Raw genomic sequence first — 19,741 nt, 5'->3', positions numbered from 1 at the left:
CAGGAGTAAAGAATGGACATGGGCACGTACGGCGCGCTGCACCCGCACCTCACCCCCGAAGGCGTCCTTGAGCTGGTCCTCGACGTCCCCGGAAAGCTCAACGCCGTCGACGGAGACCTCCATCGCGCCCTCGCGCAGGTGTGGCGGGACGCCGACGCCGACCCGCGGGTGCGGGCGATCCTGCTGCACGCGCGGGGCCGCGCCTTCTCCGCGGGGGGAGACCTGGCCTGGGTCCGGCGGCTCACCGAGGACTTCGGAGCCCGGGCCACCGCCTTCCGGGAGGCCCGGGACCTCGTCTACAACCTGGTCAACTGCAGCAAACCCACCGTCTCCGCGATCAACGGGGTCGCGGTCGGCGCGGGCCTCGCGGTCGCGCTGCTCACCGACGTCAGCCTGGCGGGGCGGTCGGCCCGCCTGCTCGACGGGCACACCCGCATCGGCGTGGCGGCCGGGGACCACGCCGTGCTGGCCTGGCCGATCCTGTGCGGCCTCGCCCGGGCCCGCTACCACCTGCTCCTGTGCGAGCAGATCGACGGGGAGACCGCCGAGCGGATCGGCCTGGTCGCCCGCTGCGTCGACGACGACGACCTGCTCGCGGAGGCCCGGGAGGTCGCGACCCGCCTGGCGACCGGTTCGGCGACCGCGATCCGCTGGACCAAGCACGCGCTCAACCACTGGCTGCGGGCGGCGGGCCCCGCGTTCGAGGCGTCCCTCGGCATGGAGTTCCTCGGCTTCACCGGCCCGGACGCCGTCGAGGGCATCGCCGCGGCCCGGGAGCGGCGTTCCCCGGTCTTCACCGGCCCTGCGGACGACTGACCCGCCGGGCCGGGGATGGCGCCGTCCACGGCCGTACCCGTCCGGGCGCGCCTGTGACCTGAGGGGATGCGGGATCACTCCGGGCAGGCAAGAATCCTGACGTCGCCGGTGGACACGATGTCGTACGAGGAGGGTCGATCACTTCGCGGCACGAAGACCGTGGGGAGCCTTGGCTCCGGTTCGCGGGGATGTTCCGGCGCCGCAGGCGGGACGACGCCTCGACGCCGGCGGTCAGCTTTCGCATGCTCCGGGCCGGCCGCGTGCGGGCACACGCGGCACGGCCCTTCCGTCACCCAGGAGGAGCCCGGCATGTCCGACAGATCAGCAGGCTGGTATGTGGACGATCGATGCACCAACTGCGATGTCTCCCGCCAACTCGCCCCCGGGCTGGTCGGTGAGGCCGGAGGCCGGTCCGTCATGCTGCGGCAGCCGCGTGACGAGGTGGAGACGGCGATCCTCCACACCGCGGCCTTCGCCTGCCACACCCGCTCCATCCGCTACCCGGCCGGGCGGCTCGACACCGAACTCGACCCGTTCCCGCTGCTCCTGGACGACGGGGTCCACCTGTGCGGTCACAACGCCACGCAGACCGCCGGCGCCAACTCCTACCTGGTGGTGCGCCCGGCGGGCAATCTGATGATCGACACGCCGCGCTGGGCCGAGTCGCTGGCGGCGCGGTACGAGCGGCTCGGCCCGGTCACCGACGTCCTGCTCACCCACCGCGACCACGCCGCGCACGGCCGTCGCTACGCCGACCGGTTCGGCGCCCGGCTCTGGATCCACGAGGGAGACCTGGACGCCGCGCCCGACGCCGACCGGGTGCTGCGCGGCACCGAGCCCGTTCCGATCGCCGACGGAGTGATCGCCCATCCGGTCCCCGGCCACACCGCGGGGAGCGTGCTGTACGTCGTGGACGAGCGGTACTGCTTCAGCGGCGACACCCTGTACTGGTCCCGCACCACCGGTGACGTGGAGATCTTCGAGTCGGTGACCTGGTACTCCATCCCGGTCCTGGCCGCCTCCCTCACCCGGTCGTCGGAGGTCCTCCGGTTCGAACGGCTCCTCCCCGGCCACGGGCAGGGGGTGCGGCTCCCCGCCGCGGAGATGGCCGGACGCCTGCGCGCCCTGACCGCCCGCATCCGGGACCTGCCCCCACGTGCCCCGGACTTCTCCCGAATCCGCTGGTGATCCTTCGGGGACCGGCGCGCCTCCTTCGCAGGTGAGGGCGCCGGTTCCGCCAACTTCGGCGCGCGGCCATGCATACGCGCGGACACCGGGTGGTTTGACAAGATCAAGCCCGCGTCGCATCCTTTCACTAATTAATTAGTGAAAGGGTCTATGGTGATCGAATTTCATCTGGACCGGGGGTCCGGGGTGGCGACCTACCTTCAGCTCGTCCATCAGGTGAAGCAGGCGCTCCGGCTCGGGATGCTCCGGCCCGGGGATCAGCTGCCCACCGCGCGGGAGGTGGTGGACAAGCTCGCGATCAATCCGAACACCGTGCTCAAGGCCTACCGCGAGCTGGAGCGCGAGGGCCTGGTGGTCGGTCGGCCGGGGCTCGGTACGTTCATCAAGCGCACCCTGGGCGGCGCGGCCCCGGCGGAGTACACGCGGCTGCGCGGGGAGTTCACCCGCTGGGTACGGGCCTGCGGTGAGGCGGGGCTCGACCACGAGGACGTGAAGGCGCTCGTCGGCTCGGTGCTCGACGAGGCGTCCCGGCGGGAGACCGCGTGAGCGGCGAGACGGTGGTGCGCATGCCGGGGACCGGTCCGGCGGACGATCCGGGACCGACGGCCCTGGAGGCCACCGGGTTGAGCAAGAGCTACCGCCGGAACGAGGCGCTGCGGGACTGCTCCTTGTCCGTCCCCGCCGGGCGGGTCGTCGCGCTGGTCGGCCCGAACGGCGCGGGAAAATCCACCTTCCTCAAGCTCGTCGTCGGTCTCCTGGAGCCGACCGAGGGGAGCGTGAAGGTGCTCGGCGAGCCGCTGCGGCCCGAACCCGAGTCCATGGCCCGGGTGGCCTTCCTCGCCCAGGACAAGCCGCTCTACCCCGGCTTCACCGTCGCGGAGACGCTGCGGTTCGGGCGGATCGCCAACCCCCGATGGGATCAGGACCTGGCGACCGGACGGCTTGAGGAGCTCGGCATCCCCCTGAACCGTAAGGTGGGCCGGCTCTCGGGCGGGCAGCGGACGCAGGTCGCGCTCACCCTGGCGATCGCCAAACGCGCGGATCTGCTGGTGCTCGACGAGCCGCTGGCCGACCTCGACCCGCTCGCCCGGCACGACGTGCTGCGCGGATTGATGGTGGGGGTGGCCGACACCGGGGTCACCGTGCTGTTCTCCTCGCATGTCGTCTCCGACCTGGAGGGGGTGTGCGACTGGCTGGTCGTGCTCAACGGGGGCCGCGTCCAGCTCAACGGCGACGTCGACCGGCTGCTCGCCGGGCACCGCCGGCTGACCGGCCCCGCCGAAGGCGCCGGCCCGCTCGCCGAGAGGTTCCCGGTGATCGCACGCAGTGGCACCGAGCGGCAGGACACCCTGCTCGTGCAGGCTACGGAGCCGCTCCTTCCCCCGGAGTGGACGGCGCACCCGGTGGGCCTGGAGGAACTGGTCCTCGCCTACCTCCGGCGGCCCGACGCCGCCGTGGCCGTACCGCCCATCCTCAGCTCCGCTCGATGACAGGACGACGCACATGATCTGGCTGACCTGGCGGCAACATCGCGGCCAGATCCTCACCACCGCGGGGTTCCTCCTCGCCCTCGGCGCCCTGCTGCTGGTCTCCGGCCTCCAGGGGTACCGGATCAGCGAGAGCCTGCGGAACTGCTCCGACAGCGCCGGAGACCTCTGCACGGTCTTCGTGACCGAGATCGACGGCCTGTACCAGGGCGTCTACCAGGTCTACGGATGGATGCCGCTGCTGATCCCGGCGCTGATCGGGGCCTTCTGGGGAGCGCCGCTGCTCGCTCGTGAGTTCGAGCGTGGCACCGATCAGCTCGTCTGGACCCAGTCCGTACCCCCGAAGCGCTGGATTGTCGTCAAACTCGCGGTCCTCGGCGGCTTGGTGACGCTAGGCGGGCTCGCCCTGTCGGCCATGGCCTCCGCGTGGCGCGTGGCCTTCGACGCCGTCTTGGGCGAGTCGTGGTTCGGCAACATCGGCGTGTTCAACATGGTGGGGGTGGCCCCGCCCGCCTGGTGGCTGTTCGCGTTCGCGCTCGGCACCGCCTCCGGCGCGCTGCTGCGCAAGGTGCTTCCGGCGATGGCGGTGACGGCGGCCGGGGTCGCGCTGACCATGTTCGGCCTGTTCAGCCTGAGCGACTTCTACGCCGAGCCGGTCCGGAAGGTTGTCGCGGAGCGCAGGGACGCCTTCGTTCAGGACATCCGGCTGGTCGGCGTCACCTGGGTGGCACCCTCCGGCGAGGAGACCGCCGACCCGCCCCTCCGCGTCTGCCAGGTCGGACCCGACGTCAGACCGGACGGGGAGCGGTACGTCCAGGAACAGTGCCTGTTCGAGAACGGCTATCGGCTCGCCGTGTACCACCATCCCCCGAGCCGGTTCTGGCGGTTCCAGTGGACCGAGGCGGGCATCCTGCTCGTCGGCTCGGCCCTGCTGTTCGGCCTCACCGTAGCCCGTACGGTCCGCCGTACCCGCTGACCGCCCGGCGCCGGGGCGGCCGGGGCCCGCCTCGGTGGCCGTACTCTCCGTCGTTCCTCGCCCACCTCAGGCGGCCCGAGCCGTCATGCCGCCACACCGCCCGGCCCTTACCTCCACGCGATGAAAGGACGACGTACATGATCTGGCTGACCTGGCGGCAGCACCGCGGGCAGATTCTCACCACCGCGGGGTTCCTCCTCGCCTACGGCGCCCTGCTCCTGGTCTCCAGCATCGGGAAGAGCCGTGTCCGGGAATGCGCGGCTTCGGCCGTGGACGCCTGTCCATGGTTCACGGCGGGGTCGACCGAGCTGTACCTGTTGGCCGAGCACTCTTACGGATGGATATCGCTGCTCATCCCGGCGTTGATCGGCGCCTTCTGGGGGGCGCCGCTGCTCGCCAGGGAGTTCGAACGGGGTACCGATCAGCTCGCCTGGACCCAGGCCGTGCCGCCGAGACGCTGGCTGCTGACCAAGCTCGGGGTTCTTGGCGGCCTGCTCATGCTCGGAGGGCTGGCCCTGTCGGCCATGGCCTCGGCGTGGTACGCGGCGTTCACCCCAGCGAGGGGGGGAAAGTGGTTCAGCGACCTCGGCGTGTTCCACATGGTGGGGGTCGCCCCGGCCTTCTGGTGGCTGTTCGCGTTCGCGCTCGGCACGGCCTCCGGCGCGCTGCTCCGCAAGATGCTCCCCGCGATGGCGGTGACGGTGACCGGGATCGTTCTCGCCGTGTACAGCCTGCAAAGCCTGAGCGACCACTACGCCGAGCCGGTCCGCGTGATGGTCGAGGAGCGGATGGACCACTTCCAGGACGTCCGGTGGGTCGGCGACGCCTGGGTGGCCCTGTCCGGCGCGGAGACCGAGTCCCCGCCTCTCGACGTCTGCCCGGACGGGCCCGACGTCAGGCCGGTCGGGGGAGTGGACGGCCAAGCGCACTGCCTGCTCGAGAAGGGGTACCGGTTCGCCTCCTACCTCCATCCCCCGAGCCGGTTCTGGCGGTTCCAGTGGACCGAGGCGGGCATCCTGCTCGCCGGCTCGGCCCTGCTGTTCGGCTTCACCGTGGCCCGTACGGTCCGCCGCACCCGCTGACCACCTCCACCGAGGCGGCCGGGGCCCTCGGCTTGGCCGCACTCTCCGCTGTACCTCCACGTGATCCCGTTCCCCGGCCCGGACGCCGTCGAGGGCGGCGCCGCGGCCCGGGAACGGCATCCCCCGGTCTTCACCGGCCCCGCGGACGACTGACGTCCGGGCCGACGCGCGTACAGGGGCGTCCGCCGGTCCCTGCCTACACCCCTGTCCTGCGGCTGGCAGCGGTCTGAGTGCGGTTTGTGAGCGGTGAGCTGGAGCGTGGGGACGTCCGTATCACTTGTTCACCGGGAGGGACGGGTAAATGTCCCCACGCATACTTTCGTCCGCTCATGTGCTGCCGCCACGTCGGCCGCGCATGGTCACGGTTTCGGCTCTGGCCGCGAGTCTGGCCTTGGCCGCACTGTTCCCGGGCGCCGTCGCGGCCACGCCGTCCGCGGCATCGAGCAGCACCACGGCGCCGCGCGCCCAGCTCCAGCAGTTGGCGCGGAAGCTGGTGGACGCCGGGGCGCCGGGGGTGATCGTGCGGGTCGACGACGGCCGCGGCACGCCTGTCGAGATCGTCGAACAGGCCACCTGGACCAGACGGGATCACCTGCTCAAGGCGGGGGACGAGTTCCGGGTGGCGTCCAACACCAAGACCATGATGGCCACGCTCGTGCTGCAGCTGGCCGCCGAGGGCAGGCTCGCCCTGACCGACTCGGTGGAGAAGTGGCTGCCGGGCAAGGTGCCGGGCGGTGAGGCGATCACGTTGCGCATGCTGCTGAACCACACCAGCGGCCTGTTCGACTACACCGACGATCCCGCGCTGCGGCCGTCGGTCCTCGGCAAGGACCGGCGCCGGTGGACCCCGGCGAAGTTGCTCGCCGCGGGGGTGAAGCACAAGCCGCTGTTCGCGCCGGGCACGAAGTGGTCGTACAGCAACACCGGCTATGCCGCGATCGGCGCCGTCCTGGAGCGGGTCACCGGGGCGGGCCTGGCCGAGCTGGTCCGGGACCGGATCGCCCGGCCGCTCGGCCTCAAGCACACCTACTACGCCACGGACTCCACCTGGCGCGGCCCCTACGCCCGAGGCTACGAACCGGACGCCGCCCACATGCCACCGGGTGTGCCGGCCGGGTTCCGGCACTTCGCCGGGCCGCGCCGCCACGGGCACGTGGACGTGTCCGGCAATGATCCCGGGTGGGGCGGGCCGGCCGGGGCGGTGGTGTCCACCGTGCAGGACTGGTCCCGGTTCACCACCGCGCTGATGTCCGGCGAGCTGCTGCCCGCCGGCCGGCTGGCGCAGATGCGCACCACCGTGCCGGTGGATCCGAAGCAGCCGGACGGGCCCGGCTACGGGCTGGGCGTCCAGACCGGTGCCCACCCGTGCGGCACGTTCTGGGGTCACGACGGCGGCATCCCCGGCTACCTCACCACCGGCATCACCGACCGCACCGGCGCCCGCTCGGCGACCGTCCTCATCTCGACGCAGTCGTGGGCCGAGTTCGAGGCCGACCCGAAGATCGCCAAGGCCGCCCAGGCTCTTCAACTGGCCGTGACCTGCACGATGTTCGGCAAGCCGGTGCCGGCCTCCCGCTAGCCTGCCGCTCCCCCCTGCGTCCGCCGACCGGCCGGTGCGGCGATGGCCGCGGACACCAACGCTTCGGCCTCGGCCCGTGACATCGCCGCGCCCTGGGCGCGGGCGGCGGCGAACCCGGCGGCGCCCAGGGCGGCCGTGGCGCGCTGTGTGATCGTTCGCACGCCGGCGTCGCCGAGGCCGTCCCGGCCCCGCAGTACGGCGGCGGCCCCGAGCAGCAGTCCCGCCCGTTCCGGCCGGTCACGGCACAGCTCGATCTCGGCGATCACGACCGCGATCGAGGCTGCGATCTGCGTATGCCAGGTCAGCGTCATGTGCACAGCCGGGTGGTCGAGCCGGCGTACCGCCCTGTCCGGGCGCCCCTCCGTGGCGTCCACTTGGGCGAGCACGCTCAGCAGCAACACGGTCAGGTGCGGGGTCGACCGGCCGGGTGGCGATTCGGCCAGACCGGTCCGGGCGTGTTCGCGGGCCGGCCCGGGCCGCCCGGCCCGCAACTCCAGGCGTGCCAGGCCCAGGCGCGCCTGGGCTCGCGATTCGGCCGACCCGGTCCGCTCGGCCTGGTCGAGCAGGTGCGTCAGCTGCCGCCGCCCGCCGTCCGTGTCGCCGGCTTCGGCGCGGTGCAGCGAGGCCGCCACCTCGTTCTCCATCGAGTGCTCAGGCATGCCGAGCTCCTGGAAGTAGCGGGTGGCCCGCTCGGCCAGGGCGGGCGCTCCGGCCGGTTCGCCGGCCCGCTGCATCGCGGAGTTCAGGGTGCTCAGCGTGGTGGCCAGGCCCCACCGTTCACCGAGTTCCTCGAAGCCCGTCAGCGCGTGCGACAGCACGTGTGTCGCCTCGGCGGCGTCCCCGGTGTTCATGAGCCGTACGCCGCCGGCCATCAAGGCCAGTGAACGGCTCCAGGGATCCGCCTGCTCGCCGGGTCCGGCTGCGTCCTGATCCCGGGTACGGCCAAGCCGCACGGGCAAGCCCTTGGGCTCGGCGGGTTCGGCTTCCTCGTGTCCTGAGCCGAGGGTGAGCGCCAGCCGGGCCATCTCCAGAATGGGGTGGGTGCCGGAGACGGCGTCCGCCAGCGCCTTCCTGATCCGGTCGAAGGCCGCTTCCGCCTCCTCCGGCCGGCTGATGGCCTCGGTGGTGGCGAGCGCGTGCGCGGCGGCCACCACCGCGCGTGCCTGCGGTTCGGCCGGGCCGGGGACCTGGAGCACCCGGCCGAGCAGGTCCAGCGACTCGGGCGGGTGGTCCCGCAGGAACCAGTACCAGCTCAGCGCGACGCCGAACCGGGTCGCCAGGTCGGCGTCGCCGTACTCGGCCGCCCAGCGGATCGCGGCCGTCAGGTTGTCCCGCTCCGCGGCCAGACGGGCCAGCCAGGGCAGCTGGCCGGATGTGCGCAGGTGCGGGTCGGCGGTCTCGGCGAGCTGGAGGAAGAACCTGGCGTGCCGCTCTCGCAGGGCGTCGGCCTCGCCGCGCCGGGCCAGCTGTGCGAGGCCGTACTCCCGGATGGTCTCCAGCATGCGGTAGCGCGGCTCGGCCGGGTCGGCGGGCTCCACCGGGTGCAGCAGGGACTTGTCGGCCAGTGCCGTCAGCAGTTCCCGGATGTCGCCGGCGCGGCCGATCGCTTCCGCCGTGTCCTCGGAGAGGCCGCCGGGCACGATCGCGAGCCGTTCCAGTAGTGCTCGCTCGCCGGGGGTGAGCAGGTCCCAGCTCCAGGCCACCGCGGCGTTCAGGGTCTGGTGCCGTGGCAGTGCCGTACGGCTGCCGCCGGTGAGCAGCCGGAAGCGGTCGTCGAGTCGTGCCGCGACCGCCTCGATGGGCAGGGCGCGCAGCTGCGCCGCGGCCAGTTCGATCGCCAGCGGCAGGCCGTCCAGGCGGTGGCAGATCTCGGCCGCCGCCGTCAGGGCGCCGCCTTCAAGGGCGAAGCCGGGCCGTACGGCGGCTGCCCGGTCGTGGAACAGCCGGATCGCGGCACAGGTGCGGACCTGCTCGGCCGTCGCCCCCGGTTCCGGGAGTTCCAGCGGCGCCACCGGGTGCAGGGTTTCGCCGTCGATGCGCAGGGGTTCCCGGCTGGTGGCCAGTACCCGCAGCCTCGGGCAGCGGCCGAGCAGGGATCCGATGAGTGTGGCGGCGGCCCCGATCACGTGCTCGCAGTTGTCCAGGACCAGTACCAGGTCGTCGTCCGCGAGGGTCTCGGCCAGGTGGTGCAGGATCGCCTCCGGGGTGAGGGGCCGCTGCGGCGTGCTCCGGTCGCGTGCCCGCAGCAGGTCGAGCACCGTGCGGGGTACGTCGTCGGCGTCGACCGGTGCCAGGGGGATGAACCACACTCCGCCGGAGGGGGTGAGCCTGTGGCCGACGGTGTTGGCCAGCCGGGTCTTGCCCGCGCCTCCGGGGCCGGTCAGGGTGACGAGCCGGACCCTGTCCAGCAGGCCGGTGACGCGGTGCACGTCGTCGTCGCGGCCCACGAAGCCGGTGAGGGGGATGTCCAGGTTGCCGTGTGATCGGCGGGGGAGGGGGCCGCCGGTCGCCTCCTGAAGCCGGGGGCCGGAGGCGTCCAGGGCGCCGTGTGATCGGCCGGGGCGGGGGAGTTCATCCCGGAGTACCGCCAGGTGGGCTTCTTGGAGTCGCGGCCCGGGGTCGGTGCCGAAGGCGTCCGTGAGCAGGTGGCGGATCCGCTGGTAGGCGTCCAGTGCCTCGGCGCGGCGACCTTCCACCGCCAGGGCCCGGATCAGCTGGGCGTGGAGCCGTTCGCGCAGGGGGTGGGCGGTGGTCAGGGTTTCGAGTTCGGCGGCCAGGTCGAGGCCGGCGCCGAGCGCGAGGTCGGCTTCGATCCGGTCCTCCAGGGCGGCCAGGCGTGCCCGTTCGAGCCGTTCGGCCTCGGCACCGGCGAACGGCGCTTCGCGCACGTCGGCCAGGGCGGGGCCGCGCCAGAGGTTCAGGGCTTCGCGCAGGGTGGCGGCTGCCTCGGCGGGGTGGGATCGCGCGTGTGCGTGCCGTCCTGCACGGGCGAGTCGCTCGAATCTGATGGCGTCGACCGCGTCCGGCTCGACGGCGAGCAGGTACCCGGCCGGGCCCGAGGTGAGCAGCCCGGGGTCGCCAAGGACGCGCCGCAACCTGGACACCAGGGATTGCAGCGCGTGCAGGTGGTCGGCCGGTGCCTCATCACCCCACAGTGCCTCGGCCAAGGTGGCCGGACCGACGGCACGCCCGGCGTCGATCACCAGCCGGGCCAGCAGCGCCCGCAGCCGCGCGCCCCCGACCCGCGCCGGGCCGGCAGCGGTGTCGAGCACCAGGGAACCGAGGATGCCGACGCGCATCCGTCCGCTGTCGCCGCCCGACTCGACCGCATCTGCCATGGCCGGGAGTCTGTCAGATGGCGACGTGTTCCCTGACAGGCAAGGTTCGAGCCCCTCGGGAAGTGCCCTCGGACGGCTCACCCCCGGCGATCACATGAAGCTCGGGTTCGGCCTTCGGCTCGTGACCGTCCGGTGGACCGGGGCGTTCCCGGAGGAACCTCCTGCCGGAGGCGATGTTGTGGGAGCCGGCCGTTCATGAACCTTCCGAGGAACGCGCCGTCCACGACCGGAGCTTGTCGGGGTTGCGCACCGCCCAGATGTGCGTGATCCGATCGCCTTCGACGTCGAACGCCACCACGGTCACGATGGCGCCGTCCTGCTCGGCCACCAGGCCGGGCCTGCCGTTGACCGTCCGCTCCAGGAGCGTCAGGCCGCGTTGCCTGCCGGCGAGGTTGACCAGCATGCGCACGATCTGCGCGGCGCCCTCGACCGGGCGGAGTACGGTGCCGACCCGGCCGCCGCCGTCGGCGGTCACCGTGGCGCCGGGGTCGAGGAGCGCGATGAGGGCGTCGATGTCCTTGGCCTCCCAGGCCCGCTTGAACTCCCCGACGATGCGGGCCTGCCGTACCGCCGGAGTCACGGGAACCTGCGCCGCGCCGATGCGGCGGCGCGCCGAGAAGGCCAGCTGGCGACATGCCGCGGGCGTACGGCCGACGATCTCGGCCACCTCGGCGAAGGGGTAGCGGAAGACGTCGTGCAGGATGAACGCGACGCGTTCGGCCGGGGTCATCGATTCGAGCACGACGAGGAAGGCCATGGTGACCGATTCGTCGAGCGTGACCCGGTCGGCCGGGTCGGCGGTGATGCCGCCCGGCCGTTCGCCGCCCCACTCCGTGAGGTCGGGCAGCGGCTCGGGAATCCACTCGCCCACGTAGCTCTCGCGCCGGACCCGTGCCGAGCCGAGCAGGTCGAAGCAGATCCGGGTGGCGACCTTCGTCAGCCAGCCGCCGGGGGATCCGATGGCCTCTTGTTGCGCGGGGGACATGGAGTACCAGCGGGCGTAGGTCTCCTGGACGACGTCCTCGGCCTCGGCCATGGAGCCGAGAAGCCGGTAGGCGACATTGATCAGCAGAGCCCGTTCGCTCATGACCGCGCTCACGTTCGGGTCCGGGGTTGTCATCGGGTGTCGCACTTCCTTCCTCGTCTCCGCCTTCATCGGTACGACGAGGCAGCGGCGCGGAATGTCAGGCCGACGCGCCGCCTGACATTCAACCGGGGTGCGTCGTCGTACCGGTGAGGCACCCCCGCCGGCCAAGGCCTCACCACACCGTTGTGATCGAGAAGGGAACCTCGCCATGTCCGACAACAAGGTCGTCGTCATCGGTGGCGGTTACGCCGGAGCACTCGCGGCCAACCGCCTGCGGATGCGTGCCGACGTCGACGTCACCCTGGTCAATCCCCGCCCGGAGTTCGTCGAACGGGTCCGGCTGCACCAGTTCGCGGCCGGTACCGGCCAGGTCATCGTGAACTACGGCACGCTTCTGGGCGAGGGCGTCCGGCTGGTCGTCGACAGCGCCGTGCGCATCGACATCGTCGCCCGCACGGTGCTCCTGGCGTCCGGCCGCACGCTGGACTACGACTACCTGATCTACGCGGTCGGCAGCACCGCGACGATACCGCCGTCGGTGCCCGGCGCCGCCGAGTTCGCGTACGGCGTCGCCGAGTTCGAGTCCGCCCGGCGGCTGCGCGCCAGGCTGGAGGAGCTGCCCCCGGACGCTCCCGTCACCGTGGTCGGCGGCGGGTTGACCGGTATCGAGACGGCCGCCGAGCTGGCCGAGCAAGGACGTGCGGTCACGCTGGTGTGCGGGCGGAGCCTGGCTCCGTCGTTCAGCCCGTCAGGCCGCCGGGCCGTGGCCAGGTGGCTGTCCCGGCACGGTGTCGCGGTGCTCGAGGATGTCATGGTCGGCGAGGTTCGGCCGGACGCGCTCGTCTTCGCCGGCGGCGCGGCGCAGACAAGCGCGCTGACCGTCTGGGCGGGCGGTTTCGGTGTGCCGGGGCTGGCGGCCGCGAGCGGCCTGCAGACCGACGGACTCGGCCGGCTGCTCACCGACGAGACGCTGACCAGCGTCGACGACGATCGCATCGTCGCGGCCGGCGACGCCGCCGCCCCGTCGGGCCGGCCGCTGCGGATGAGCTGCTACGCCGCCGGGCCGCTCGGGGCACAGGCCGCCGACACCGTGCTGAGCCGCATCGCCGGGACCGAACCGGCGGTGATCAACCTGGCCTTCTCGGGGGCGTGCGTCAGCCTCGGCCGGCGCATGGCCGTACGGCAGATCGCCCGCAAGGACGACACCGCGATGAACGCCTACGTGGGCGGCCGCATGGGTGCAGTGATCAAGGAGTTCACCTGCAAGTTCGCGGTGACCAGGATCCGCCGCGAGGCCGGCAGGCCGGGTTCGGCCATGTGGCTGAAGGGCGGCCCGCGCCTCGAACAGTCGGCGCCCTCGATACGAGGGAGCTGACGCTCGATGAGTCGCCTGACATTTCCGGCTGTTGTTTCGTCGGACTAATGAGACACGGGGGCAACAATCAACCATAGAGGAGTACGCATGTTCGCTGCCTACGTCACGGTCACCATATTCGCCTCGCTGCTGTTCGGCAGCGCAGCCGTGGTCTACCTGATCGGACACGAGTTTCCCAAGGCGCAGGCGGACATGAAGCGCTTGCCACGGTCGTGGGTGCCGGTGCTGGGCATGATGCTGGCGGCGGGCTCCCTGGGGTTGCTGGGCGGGTTCCGCGTGCCGATGCTGGGGACACTCGCTGCGAGCGGCCTCGTGCTGTACTTCGTCGGCGCGCTTCTTGCACACCTGCGAGTGGGTTCGCGCGACCTCGTGAACTGGGCGGGGTTCTTCGCCACCGCTGTTGCCGCCCTGGGCATGAACCTCGCCTACCACTGGGCGTGATCCCGGAGACCGGGGTTGGGTATCGGTGGCGCGGGCGGTCTCGCTGGGCCTGCTGATACCCGACGACGAACGATGCAAGCGCGACGAAGGTCTGGGAGGTCGGCGTGCCCGCCGCGGAAGCATCCTTTCGCAGCTCCGCCTGCCGGACCGCGGGAAGGCGGCAATCCCGCCCCGCCCCGGCTCGCCGACGCCGCTGAGCGTTCGGCCGCTGTTCAGGCCCCGTACCGGACTCGGAAGGAAGGTCAGATCAGGAGCCGCTTCTTCAGTGTGTTGATCAGCTCCTCGTCCACCCCGAGCCGGTCGCGCGCGTAGCCGTGTACGGAGCCGTGCTCGGCGGCCAGGCCGACCAGGAAGAGCCGCATGATCTCGGCGGGTGCCCGCCCGAATCCGGGCCACCGCGGCAGGCGGCCATTCTCGGCCAGCCAATCGGCGACCAGGCCTTCGGTGGCCAGTTCGGTGAGGGCGAAGTCGGCGACGACGTCGTCCTCGGACACGCCGAGCAGGGAGAGGATGAGCGCCGCGAGCAGGCCGGTCCGGTCCTTGCCGGAGGCGCAGTGGAAGACCACCGGGGCGTCGCCGGCCGAGGCGATCACCTCCAGGGCCCGCCGCAGCTCGGCGACCCCGTCGGCGGCGACCTCGGCGTACTTGCCGGCCAGGAACCGGCCGAGTTCGACGTCGGCGCCCAGCGCCTCCTGGCGATACGGCCGGTGCTCGACGCTCAGGTTGTGGTAGTCGAGTCCGTCGCTCTCCGGCACCCGGCCCGCACGCTCGATCTCCCAGGGGTAACGCAGGTCGATCACCGTGCCCACGCCGAGGGCGAGGAACCGCTCCCAGTCCTCGCCGTGGAGTTTGCCGAGCGAGTCGGATCGGTAGAGCCACCCCCAGCGCACACTGCGGCCGTCGTGGGTGTGGTAGCCGCCCAGGTCCCGGAAGTTGTGCAGACGCGAGAACACGATGTGTCGGGTCACGGGGGCAAGCCTACGGCGGCCGCCCCCGTGACGTGATCACCGGGCGCGGCCCCCGCCGTACGAGCCCGATGCCCCGGTTGCCGTGGTTCAGTGGACGGAGACGATGTCCGCCCGCTCGGATTCGGCATCCGTGGCGATGCGCAGCGCCTTGACCAGCTCCCGGTAGAGCTCGTCGGTCGCGAGCAGCGTGGCATGGTCGCCCCGGGCCCGGACCCGGCCGTCCTCCATCACCAGAATCGTGTCGGCGTCGATCACCGTGGACAGCCGGTGCGCGACCGTGACGACGGCCCCGGTCTCGGCGCGGTGCCGGATGCAGTCGTGGATCGCCGCCTCGGTGAGCCCGTCCAGCTGCGCGGTCGCCTCGTCCAGCAGCAGGATGTCGGGGGTGCGCAGCAGCGCGCGGGCGAGCGCGACCCGCTGCCGCTGGCCGCCGGAGACCGAGGTGGAGGAGAGCGGCGTGTCCAGTCCGTCCTCCAGTGAGTCCACCAGCTCCTCCAGCCGTACCTCCCGCAGGACCCGGCGCAGTTCCTCCTCGGCCGCGTCGGGTTCGGAGAGGAGCAGGTTCTCCCGGATCGTTCCGGGCACCACCGGGGTCTCCTGCTCCACGTACGCCAGGCGTCCGCGCAGTTCGTCGTAGGTGTAGTCCCGGTACGGGCGGCCGTCCAGGAGCAGTTCCCCGCCCTGGGGTTCCAGGAACCGCAGGATGAGGGAGAACAGGGTCGTCTTGCCCGCCCCCGAGGGGCCGACGATCGCGGTGTGACCGTGCCGCGGGATGGCCAGGTCCACCGCCTTGACCGCGGGTTCGGCCTCAGGCCCGTACGCGGCGGTGACCTTGCGCAGCTCAAGTACCGGGACCTGGCCGCCGGTACGGTCTGCGGCGGGCACCTCGCCGTGCGCGCCCGGCGGGTCGGTCTCGACGTCGATCGCGTCGATCGCCTTGATCCGCTCGGCGGCGGCGATCCCGGCCTGCAGGGCGGTGACGTTGGTGCTGAGCTGGGTGACCGGATCCATGAGGGCGAACGCGTAGAGCAGGAACGCGATCAGGCTGGACACCTCCAGCTCGCCCAGGCCGACCCGCCAGGCCCCGATGCCGAGGATGAGGATGATCGCGAGCTGGATCCCCGACCAGGCGACCGTCATGGCGGTCGCCTCCTTGCGCACGGCGCGGACGCTGAACCGGGTGGAGGCCCGCGCCTCGGTGATGATCCGGTCCCCCTGCCGCTTTTCGGCACGGCTCACCTTGACGGTCCGGATCGCCCGGAGCGAGCTCTCCAGGAGCCCGCCGAGCCGGCCGATGTGGTCCTGGGACTGCTCCTGCGCCTTGGCGATCGAGGGCATGAGCAGGGCGAAGGTGATCGAGACCAGCACCACGGCGGCGACGGTGGTGCCGAGGAGCACCAGGTCCAGGACACCCATCATCACCAGGGTGCCGATGAGCATGATGACCCCGTTGATCAGCCCGATGACGCTGGAGGAGGCGGCCTCCCGGAGCAACAGCGTGTCGGAGGTGACCCGGGTGACCAGCTCACCGGTGGGGTGTTTGGCGATCACGGGGATCTTGGCGCGGAGGAACCTCCGGACCATGGACTCCCGGGCGTCCAGGACGACGCGTTCGCCCAGCGTGCCGACGATGATCCACTGCCAGAGCCCGATCCCGGCGCCGACGACCAGCAGGATCAGCAGGCTGACGATGGGGCCGGTGAGGGAGGCCGACGAGCTGAGCGTGTCGAGGACCCACTTGGTCACCATCGGGGTGACCAGGCCCATCGCGGTCACGACGAGCGCCAGCAGGAGCGCGAGGATCAGTTTTCCGGTGTGGGGACGGGCGAACGACCACAGGATCCGGAGCCGCGGGAGCGTCGGGGCGGCGTGCTGTGGCCCCGTTTTGGTGACGTTTTCCGGAGCAGACATGCTCGAAAGTAGAACATCAATGTTCTATTCGTGTCAACTTTGACCCATTGCGGAACAGGCCCCTACTATGCACATGTGAGTGTGGACTCTCCAGCCGGTGCCGAGACCCGGACGCGTGCCAGAACCCGCCGGGCGATCCTCGACGCAGCCGTCGTCGTCCTCGGCCAGGACCCGGCCGCGTCACTGGGGGACGTCGCCGCGGCCGCGGGCGTCGGGCGTACCACGATCCACCGGTACTTCCCCGAACGCACAGACCTGATCAGCGCGCTCGGCCACGACGTGCTGGAGAAGATCGAGAACGCCACCGCGCGGGCCAGGCCCGGTGAGGGTGCGGCGCAGGACGCGCTCAAGCGGCTCTGCCAGGAGTACTTCGAGCTCGGCAGCGGTCTCATGCTGCTGTTCAACGAGCCGAACCTGGGGATGGGCGAGGTGTGGGAGGAGGAGAGCGACTCCGATCGCACCGTCGTCGAGCTGATCCGCAGAGGCCAGGCCGAAGGCACGATCGACCCGGCGCTGAACGCCGAGTGGCTGCAGATGACGCTCTGGGCGCTGCTGTACGCGGCCTGGCAGCACTGCAACGCCTGGCAGCGGCCGCCCGAGGGGGGTGTGCCCAAACACGAGGCGCTCAGCCTGTGCCTGCGCACCTTGGAGAAGCTGATCGCCCTTTAGTCCGGAGTTCCCGCAGACTCCGCGTTTCCCCACGTCGTCCCCAAGAAAGCCGCGAGCCGGGTTTGCCGCCGGGCGTCCCGGCAACGTGACCCCGCGTGGCCGGTCGGGCCGCGTACCGGCGGCGATCCGGATCACCGGGTCGCGGACCCCAGGGGGACACGATGACGAGCATGCCCAGGCGCGATCCCGAGGCCGATCACCTGCTCACCCCGGAGAATTCGGCACTGATCCTGATCGACTATCAGCCGCCGCAGATCTACACGGTGCGGTCCATGCCGACCGGTGATCTGATCGGCAACGTGGTCGCCCTGGCCAGGACGGCGCGGCGTTTCGGCCTGCCGATCGTGCTTTCCACGGTCAACGTCGAGACCGGGGTGAACGAGGAGACGGTCCCGCAGCTCCGCGGGGAGCTGTCGGGGATCCCGTCCATCGACCGTACCTCGATCAACTCCTGGGAGGACCGGGAGTTCGTCGACGCGGTGAAGGCGACCGGGCGGCGAAAGCTGATCATCGGTGCGCTGTGGACCGAGGCCTGCCTCCTTTTCCCGACCCTCGACGCCCTTCGTGAGGGTTACGAGGTCTACCCGGTGGTCGACGCCCTCGGCGGCACCACGGTCGAGTCGCACCGCAGCTCACTCGCCCGGGTCCACCAGGCCGGCGCGCAGCTCACCACCTGGAACTCGGTCGCCTGTGAACTCCAGCGTGACTGGGCCCGCCGGGAGACCGTCCAGGACTTCGTGAAGACCGCCAAGGAGCAGGGCGACGCCTGGGGCTGGTACCTGACTTTCACGGAGAGTTAGCGCTCCTTCTGTCCGGTCGGTGGTACTCCACCCCTGTCACCAGGGAAATTCGGGCCCCGGCTCGACGTGACGGAATTACTTCTGCTAAAACATGGTTCATTCATTGAAGTATATTCCACCGCGGGAGATCGCGAACCATGTCCACAGCCGCCGTCGTCCTCTCCGTTCTGCTCGCCCTCGCCTTCACGGGGGCCGGGTTCCCCAAGGTCACCGGCAAAGCCGAGGCCGTGAAGGCCCTCGCCCGGATGGGCGTCTCCGCCGGGCTCACCCGGACCATCGGCGCCCTGGAGCTGCTGGGCGCCCTCGGACTCCTCACCGGCCTGTGGATCGGCGTGCTCGGCGTCGCCGCCGCGGCCGGTCTGGCCCTGCTCATGCTCGGCGCCGCCGGCTACCACATCAGGTATCGCGACGGACTCAAGGACACCTTCCCCTCGATCGCGCTCCTGGTGTTCTCCGCGGTCACCGGCGTGATCGTCGCGACCACCCTCTGACCTTCCGCCCGCCTCAACCCCGAGAGGAACCCGATGACCACACTCACCACGACCGAGGCCGGCCTGGACCTCGACACCCGGTTCGAGCGGCCCGCCGACGAGTCGCAAATCCGGCGAGCCGCCGCCGCGCTGCGGGCCAAGGGCTACACCGTCGAGGTCGTCGACACCCCGGAGCAGGCCCGCGTCCTGGTCAACGACCGCCTGCCCGCGGACCGGAGCGTCTTCACCGTCTCCAGTGAGACCCTCCGCGTCTCCGGCCTGGACGAGGACATCAACGCCTCCGGCCGGTACGACGCGCTCCGCCCCAAGCTGGTGGCGCTGCAGCAGGAGGGGCGGATCGACGAGATGCGCTCCCTCGGCGGGGCCCCCGGCGTGGTGGTCGGGAGCCTGCACGCGGTCACCGAGGACGGCCGGCTCCTCGCCGCCTCGGGCAGCGGAAGCCAGCTCGCCCTCTACAGCTTCGGTGCGGCGGAGGTCGTCTGGGTGGTCGGCGCCCAGAAGATCGTCCCTGACCTGGACACCGCGATGCGCCGGATCGAGACCTACGCCTACCCCCGCGAGGACGCCCGGATGCGGGCGGCGCACGGCGTCCCCGCGCTGCTGTCCAAGATTCTCATCATCGACAACGAGATGTTTGAGAACCGCTGTTCCCTGATCCTCGTCCGCGAGGCGATCGGCTTCTGACCGCCGCTCCCGGGCCCGGCGGCCCGGGAGCGGTCCGCCTCGCCGTACCCGGCGGGAAAGCGTCCCGATCGCGGCTCGCGCGGCGGTGCCGCCGTGACCGGCCCGGCGGCGCCGCCACCGGCGATCGATGCCCCTGTCACCGCCGCCGTCCGCGTTTTCCCAGGTACTCCTGCCAGGCCAGGAGGTAGTCCGGCCGGCTCAGCGATTCGACGAGGCCCGTGACGAAGCGGCTCTCGGCCTCCAGCAGGGCCAGCCGGTACTCCTCCTCGATCAGGAACACCCAGAGGGCACCGCCGTCGACGGCGGCCCGAACCCCGGCGCGGATCTCGTCGATCTCCAGCGTCAACGCGATCAGCCTGCGGCCGAGCAGCCCCACCGCCTCGTCGGGGGCGAGCACGCTCAGCAGGGAGAGGGCGACCCCGAACCGCGGGTACTCGTGCTGGGGGACGGCGATCAGCTCGCGCATCCAGTCGTAGAGCTCCTCCCGGCCTTCGTCGGTAAGCCCGTAGACGGTCCGTTCGGGGCGCTGGGTGTCGCGCAGGGTCTCCTGCGCGGCGATGAATCCGGCCTTGTTCAGCTGCTCCACAACCATGTAGAGGGAGCTCCGGTTGTACTTGATGTTGCGGTCCTTGCCCGACTCCTTCAGCCTGCGCCCCAGCTCGTAGGGGTGCATCGGCTCGGTCAGCAGCCAGGCGAGCACGGCGAGCGCCAGTGGATTGGCCACTTTGCGGCGCTTGTCCATGACAGCCTCATCTCTTGGTCGACTCTCGACTACCCAAGCCCAACCAGTTGGCGCCAACCACCGGTTGCCACTGTGGTTACCACTATGAGGGAAAGGGGGCAATCTTG

18 protein-coding genes are annotated in these 19,741 nt (G+C 71.4%); 13 read left to right on the top strand and 5 right to left on the bottom strand.

Annotated elements, in window-relative coordinates; all coding sequences use genetic code 11:
• Nucleotides 1-12: 12 nt before the first annotated feature.
• The 7 genes from RUR_RS20080 to RUR_RS20050 all read left to right on the top strand — a co-directional run bounded on the left by RUR_RS20080 (nucleotide 13) and on the right by RUR_RS20050 (nucleotide 7,128).
• Entirely contained in the window at nucleotides 13-816 is an 804-nt protein-coding gene (locus tag RUR_RS20080; protein ID WP_283136630.1) for an enoyl-CoA hydratase/isomerase family protein, read from the top strand.
• A gap of 309 nt (nucleotides 817-1,125) precedes the next feature.
• A complete protein-coding gene (locus tag RUR_RS20075) occupies nucleotides 1,126-2,004 on the top strand; it encodes an MBL fold metallo-hydrolase (protein WP_283136629.1) in 879 nt (292 codons plus the stop codon).
• A 150-nt stretch (nucleotides 2,005-2,154) separates the two neighbouring features.
• Nucleotides 2,155-2,550, top strand: coding sequence for a GntR family transcriptional regulator (locus RUR_RS20070; protein WP_346349053.1), 396 nt, complete (start codon nucleotides 2,155-2,157; stop codon nucleotides 2,548-2,550).
• Nucleotides 2,547-3,494, top strand: a complete 948-nt coding sequence (locus tag RUR_RS20065) for an ABC transporter ATP-binding protein (RefSeq protein ID WP_283136628.1) — start codon at nucleotides 2,547-2,549, stop codon at nucleotides 3,492-3,494. The genes RUR_RS20070 and RUR_RS20065 overlap by 4 nt, the downstream gene beginning before the upstream one ends.
• Nucleotides 3,495-3,507: 13 nt before the next feature.
• Nucleotides 3,508-4,467: a hypothetical protein gene (locus RUR_RS20060; protein WP_283136627.1), complete on the top strand. Its 960-nt coding sequence runs from the start codon at nucleotides 3,508-3,510 to the stop codon at nucleotides 4,465-4,467.
• A gap of 137 nt (nucleotides 4,468-4,604) precedes the next feature.
• Complete coding sequence (locus tag RUR_RS20055) at nucleotides 4,605-5,549, top strand: hypothetical protein (RefSeq protein WP_283136626.1); 945 nt, start codon at nucleotides 4,605-4,607, stop codon at nucleotides 5,547-5,549.
• 301 nt (nucleotides 5,550-5,850) lie between these two features.
• On the top strand, nucleotides 5,851-7,128 hold the full coding sequence (locus tag RUR_RS20050) for a serine hydrolase domain-containing protein (RefSeq protein ID WP_283136625.1): 1,278 nt from the start codon (nucleotides 5,851-5,853) through the stop codon (nucleotides 7,126-7,128).
• Here the strand turns inward: RUR_RS20050 and RUR_RS20045 are convergent.
• Together RUR_RS20045 and sigJ are read right to left on the bottom strand one after the other, a co-directional pair.
• The gene (locus RUR_RS20045; protein WP_283136624.1) at nucleotides 7,125-10,466 is read right to left on the bottom strand and encodes an AfsR/SARP family transcriptional regulator; all 3,342 of its coding nucleotides are present in this window, start codon (nucleotides 10,464-10,466) and stop codon (nucleotides 7,125-7,127) included. The two genes, RUR_RS20050 and RUR_RS20045, sit on opposite strands and share 4 nt — an antisense overlap.
• 193 nt (nucleotides 10,467-10,659) lie before the next feature.
• Nucleotides 10,660-11,586, bottom strand: a complete 927-nt coding sequence (sigJ, locus tag RUR_RS20040) for an RNA polymerase sigma factor SigJ (protein ID WP_283136623.1) — start codon at nucleotides 11,584-11,586, stop codon at nucleotides 10,660-10,662.
• Nucleotides 11,587-11,761: 175 nt separating this feature from the next.
• Here sigJ and RUR_RS20035 point away from each other — a divergent pair, with 175 nt between their 5' ends.
• Nucleotides 11,762-12,928, top strand: a complete 1,167-nt coding sequence (locus RUR_RS20035) for an NAD(P)/FAD-dependent oxidoreductase (protein WP_283136622.1) — start codon at nucleotides 11,762-11,764, stop codon at nucleotides 12,926-12,928.
• 87 nt (nucleotides 12,929-13,015) lie between these two features.
• Entirely contained in the window at nucleotides 13,016-13,369 is a 354-nt protein-coding gene (locus RUR_RS20030; RefSeq protein WP_283136621.1) for a DoxX family protein, read from the top strand.
• Between the two features lie 242 nt (nucleotides 13,370-13,611).
• Here RUR_RS20030 and RUR_RS20025 read toward each other — a convergent pair whose 3' ends face one another.
• Nucleotides 13,612-14,337: a tyrosine-protein phosphatase gene (locus tag RUR_RS20025; protein WP_283136620.1), complete on the bottom strand. Its 726-nt coding sequence runs from the start codon at nucleotides 14,335-14,337 to the stop codon at nucleotides 13,612-13,614.
• A gap of 87 nt (nucleotides 14,338-14,424) precedes the next feature.
• Nucleotides 14,425-16,179: an ABC transporter ATP-binding protein gene (locus RUR_RS20020; protein ID WP_283137055.1), complete on the bottom strand. Its 1,755-nt coding sequence runs from the start codon at nucleotides 16,177-16,179 to the stop codon at nucleotides 14,425-14,427.
• 144 nt (nucleotides 16,180-16,323) lie between these two features.
• Between RUR_RS20020 and RUR_RS20015 the strand changes: the two genes are divergently transcribed.
• The 4 genes from RUR_RS20015 (at nucleotide 16,324) to RUR_RS20000 (ending at nucleotide 18,892) form a co-directional block, all read left to right on the top strand.
• The gene (locus RUR_RS20015) at nucleotides 16,324-16,917 is read left to right on the top strand and encodes a TetR/AcrR family transcriptional regulator (RefSeq protein WP_283136619.1); all 594 of its coding nucleotides are present in this window, start codon (nucleotides 16,324-16,326) and stop codon (nucleotides 16,915-16,917) included.
• Between the two features lie 170 nt (nucleotides 16,918-17,087).
• Nucleotides 17,088-17,717 carry a hydrolase gene (locus RUR_RS20010; RefSeq protein WP_283136618.1) on the top strand — a complete coding sequence of 210 codons (630 nt, stop codon included), beginning with the start codon at nucleotides 17,088-17,090 and terminating at the stop codon, nucleotides 17,715-17,717.
• A 137-nt stretch (nucleotides 17,718-17,854) separates the two neighbouring features.
• A complete protein-coding gene (locus RUR_RS20005; RefSeq protein WP_283136617.1) occupies nucleotides 17,855-18,208 on the top strand; it encodes a DoxX family protein in 354 nt (117 codons plus the stop codon).
• Between the two features lie 33 nt (nucleotides 18,209-18,241).
• Entirely contained in the window at nucleotides 18,242-18,892 is a 651-nt protein-coding gene (locus tag RUR_RS20000; RefSeq protein ID WP_283136616.1) for an LUD domain-containing protein, read from the top strand.
• A 136-nt stretch (nucleotides 18,893-19,028) separates the two neighbouring features.
• On the opposite strand, the gene RUR_RS19995 is transcribed toward RUR_RS20000, so the two are convergent.
• Entirely contained in the window at nucleotides 19,029-19,634 is a 606-nt protein-coding gene (locus RUR_RS19995; RefSeq protein WP_283136615.1) for a PadR family transcriptional regulator, read from the bottom strand.
• Nucleotides 19,635-19,741: the final 107 nt, after the last annotated feature.

The organism is Rhizohabitans arisaemae (genome assembly GCF_025996515.1).
Lineage (GTDB): Bacteria > Actinomycetota > Actinomycetes > Streptosporangiales > Streptosporangiaceae > Rhizohabitans > Rhizohabitans arisaemae.
Note: the sequence above shows the minus strand (reverse complement) of the source record. Positions and strands in the feature narration are given on the sequence as shown.

Bases quoted from the DNA above. Each gene is read 5' to 3' on its own strand.
- RUR_RS20060 (WP_283136627.1), top strand. From the start codon at position 3,508: ATGATCTGGCTGACCTGGCGGCAACATCGCGGCCAGATCCTCACCACC.
- RUR_RS19995 (WP_283136615.1), bottom strand. From the start codon at position 19,634: ATGGACAAGCGCCGCAAAGTGGCCAATCCACTGGCGCTCGCCGTGCTC.
- RUR_RS20050 (WP_283136625.1), top strand. From the start codon at position 5,851: ATGTCCCCACGCATACTTTCGTCCGCTCATGTGCTGCCGCCACGTCGG.
- RUR_RS20070 (WP_346349053.1), top strand. From the start codon at position 2,155: ATGGTGATCGAATTTCATCTGGACCGGGGGTCCGGGGTGGCGACCTAC.
- RUR_RS20005 (WP_283136617.1), top strand. From the start codon at position 17,855: ATGTCCACAGCCGCCGTCGTCCTCTCCGTTCTGCTCGCCCTCGCCTTC.
- RUR_RS20000 (WP_283136616.1), top strand. From the start codon at position 18,242: ATGACCACACTCACCACGACCGAGGCCGGCCTGGACCTCGACACCCGG.
- RUR_RS20010 (WP_283136618.1), top strand. From the start codon at position 17,088: ATGCCCAGGCGCGATCCCGAGGCCGATCACCTGCTCACCCCGGAGAAT.
- RUR_RS20080 (WP_283136630.1), top strand. From the start codon at position 13: ATGGACATGGGCACGTACGGCGCGCTGCACCCGCACCTCACCCCCGAA.
- RUR_RS20030 (WP_283136621.1), top strand. From the start codon at position 13,016: ATGTTCGCTGCCTACGTCACGGTCACCATATTCGCCTCGCTGCTGTTC.
- RUR_RS20075 (WP_283136629.1), top strand. From the start codon at position 1,126: ATGTCCGACAGATCAGCAGGCTGGTATGTGGACGATCGATGCACCAAC.
- RUR_RS20035 (WP_283136622.1), top strand. From the start codon at position 11,762: ATGTCCGACAACAAGGTCGTCGTCATCGGTGGCGGTTACGCCGGAGCA.
- sigJ (WP_283136623.1), bottom strand. From the start codon at position 11,586: ATGACAACCCCGGACCCGAACGTGAGCGCGGTCATGAGCGAACGGGCT.
- RUR_RS20055 (WP_283136626.1), top strand. From the start codon at position 4,605: ATGATCTGGCTGACCTGGCGGCAGCACCGCGGGCAGATTCTCACCACC.
- RUR_RS20045 (WP_283136624.1), bottom strand. From the start codon at position 10,466: ATGGCAGATGCGGTCGAGTCGGGCGGCGACAGCGGACGGATGCGCGTC.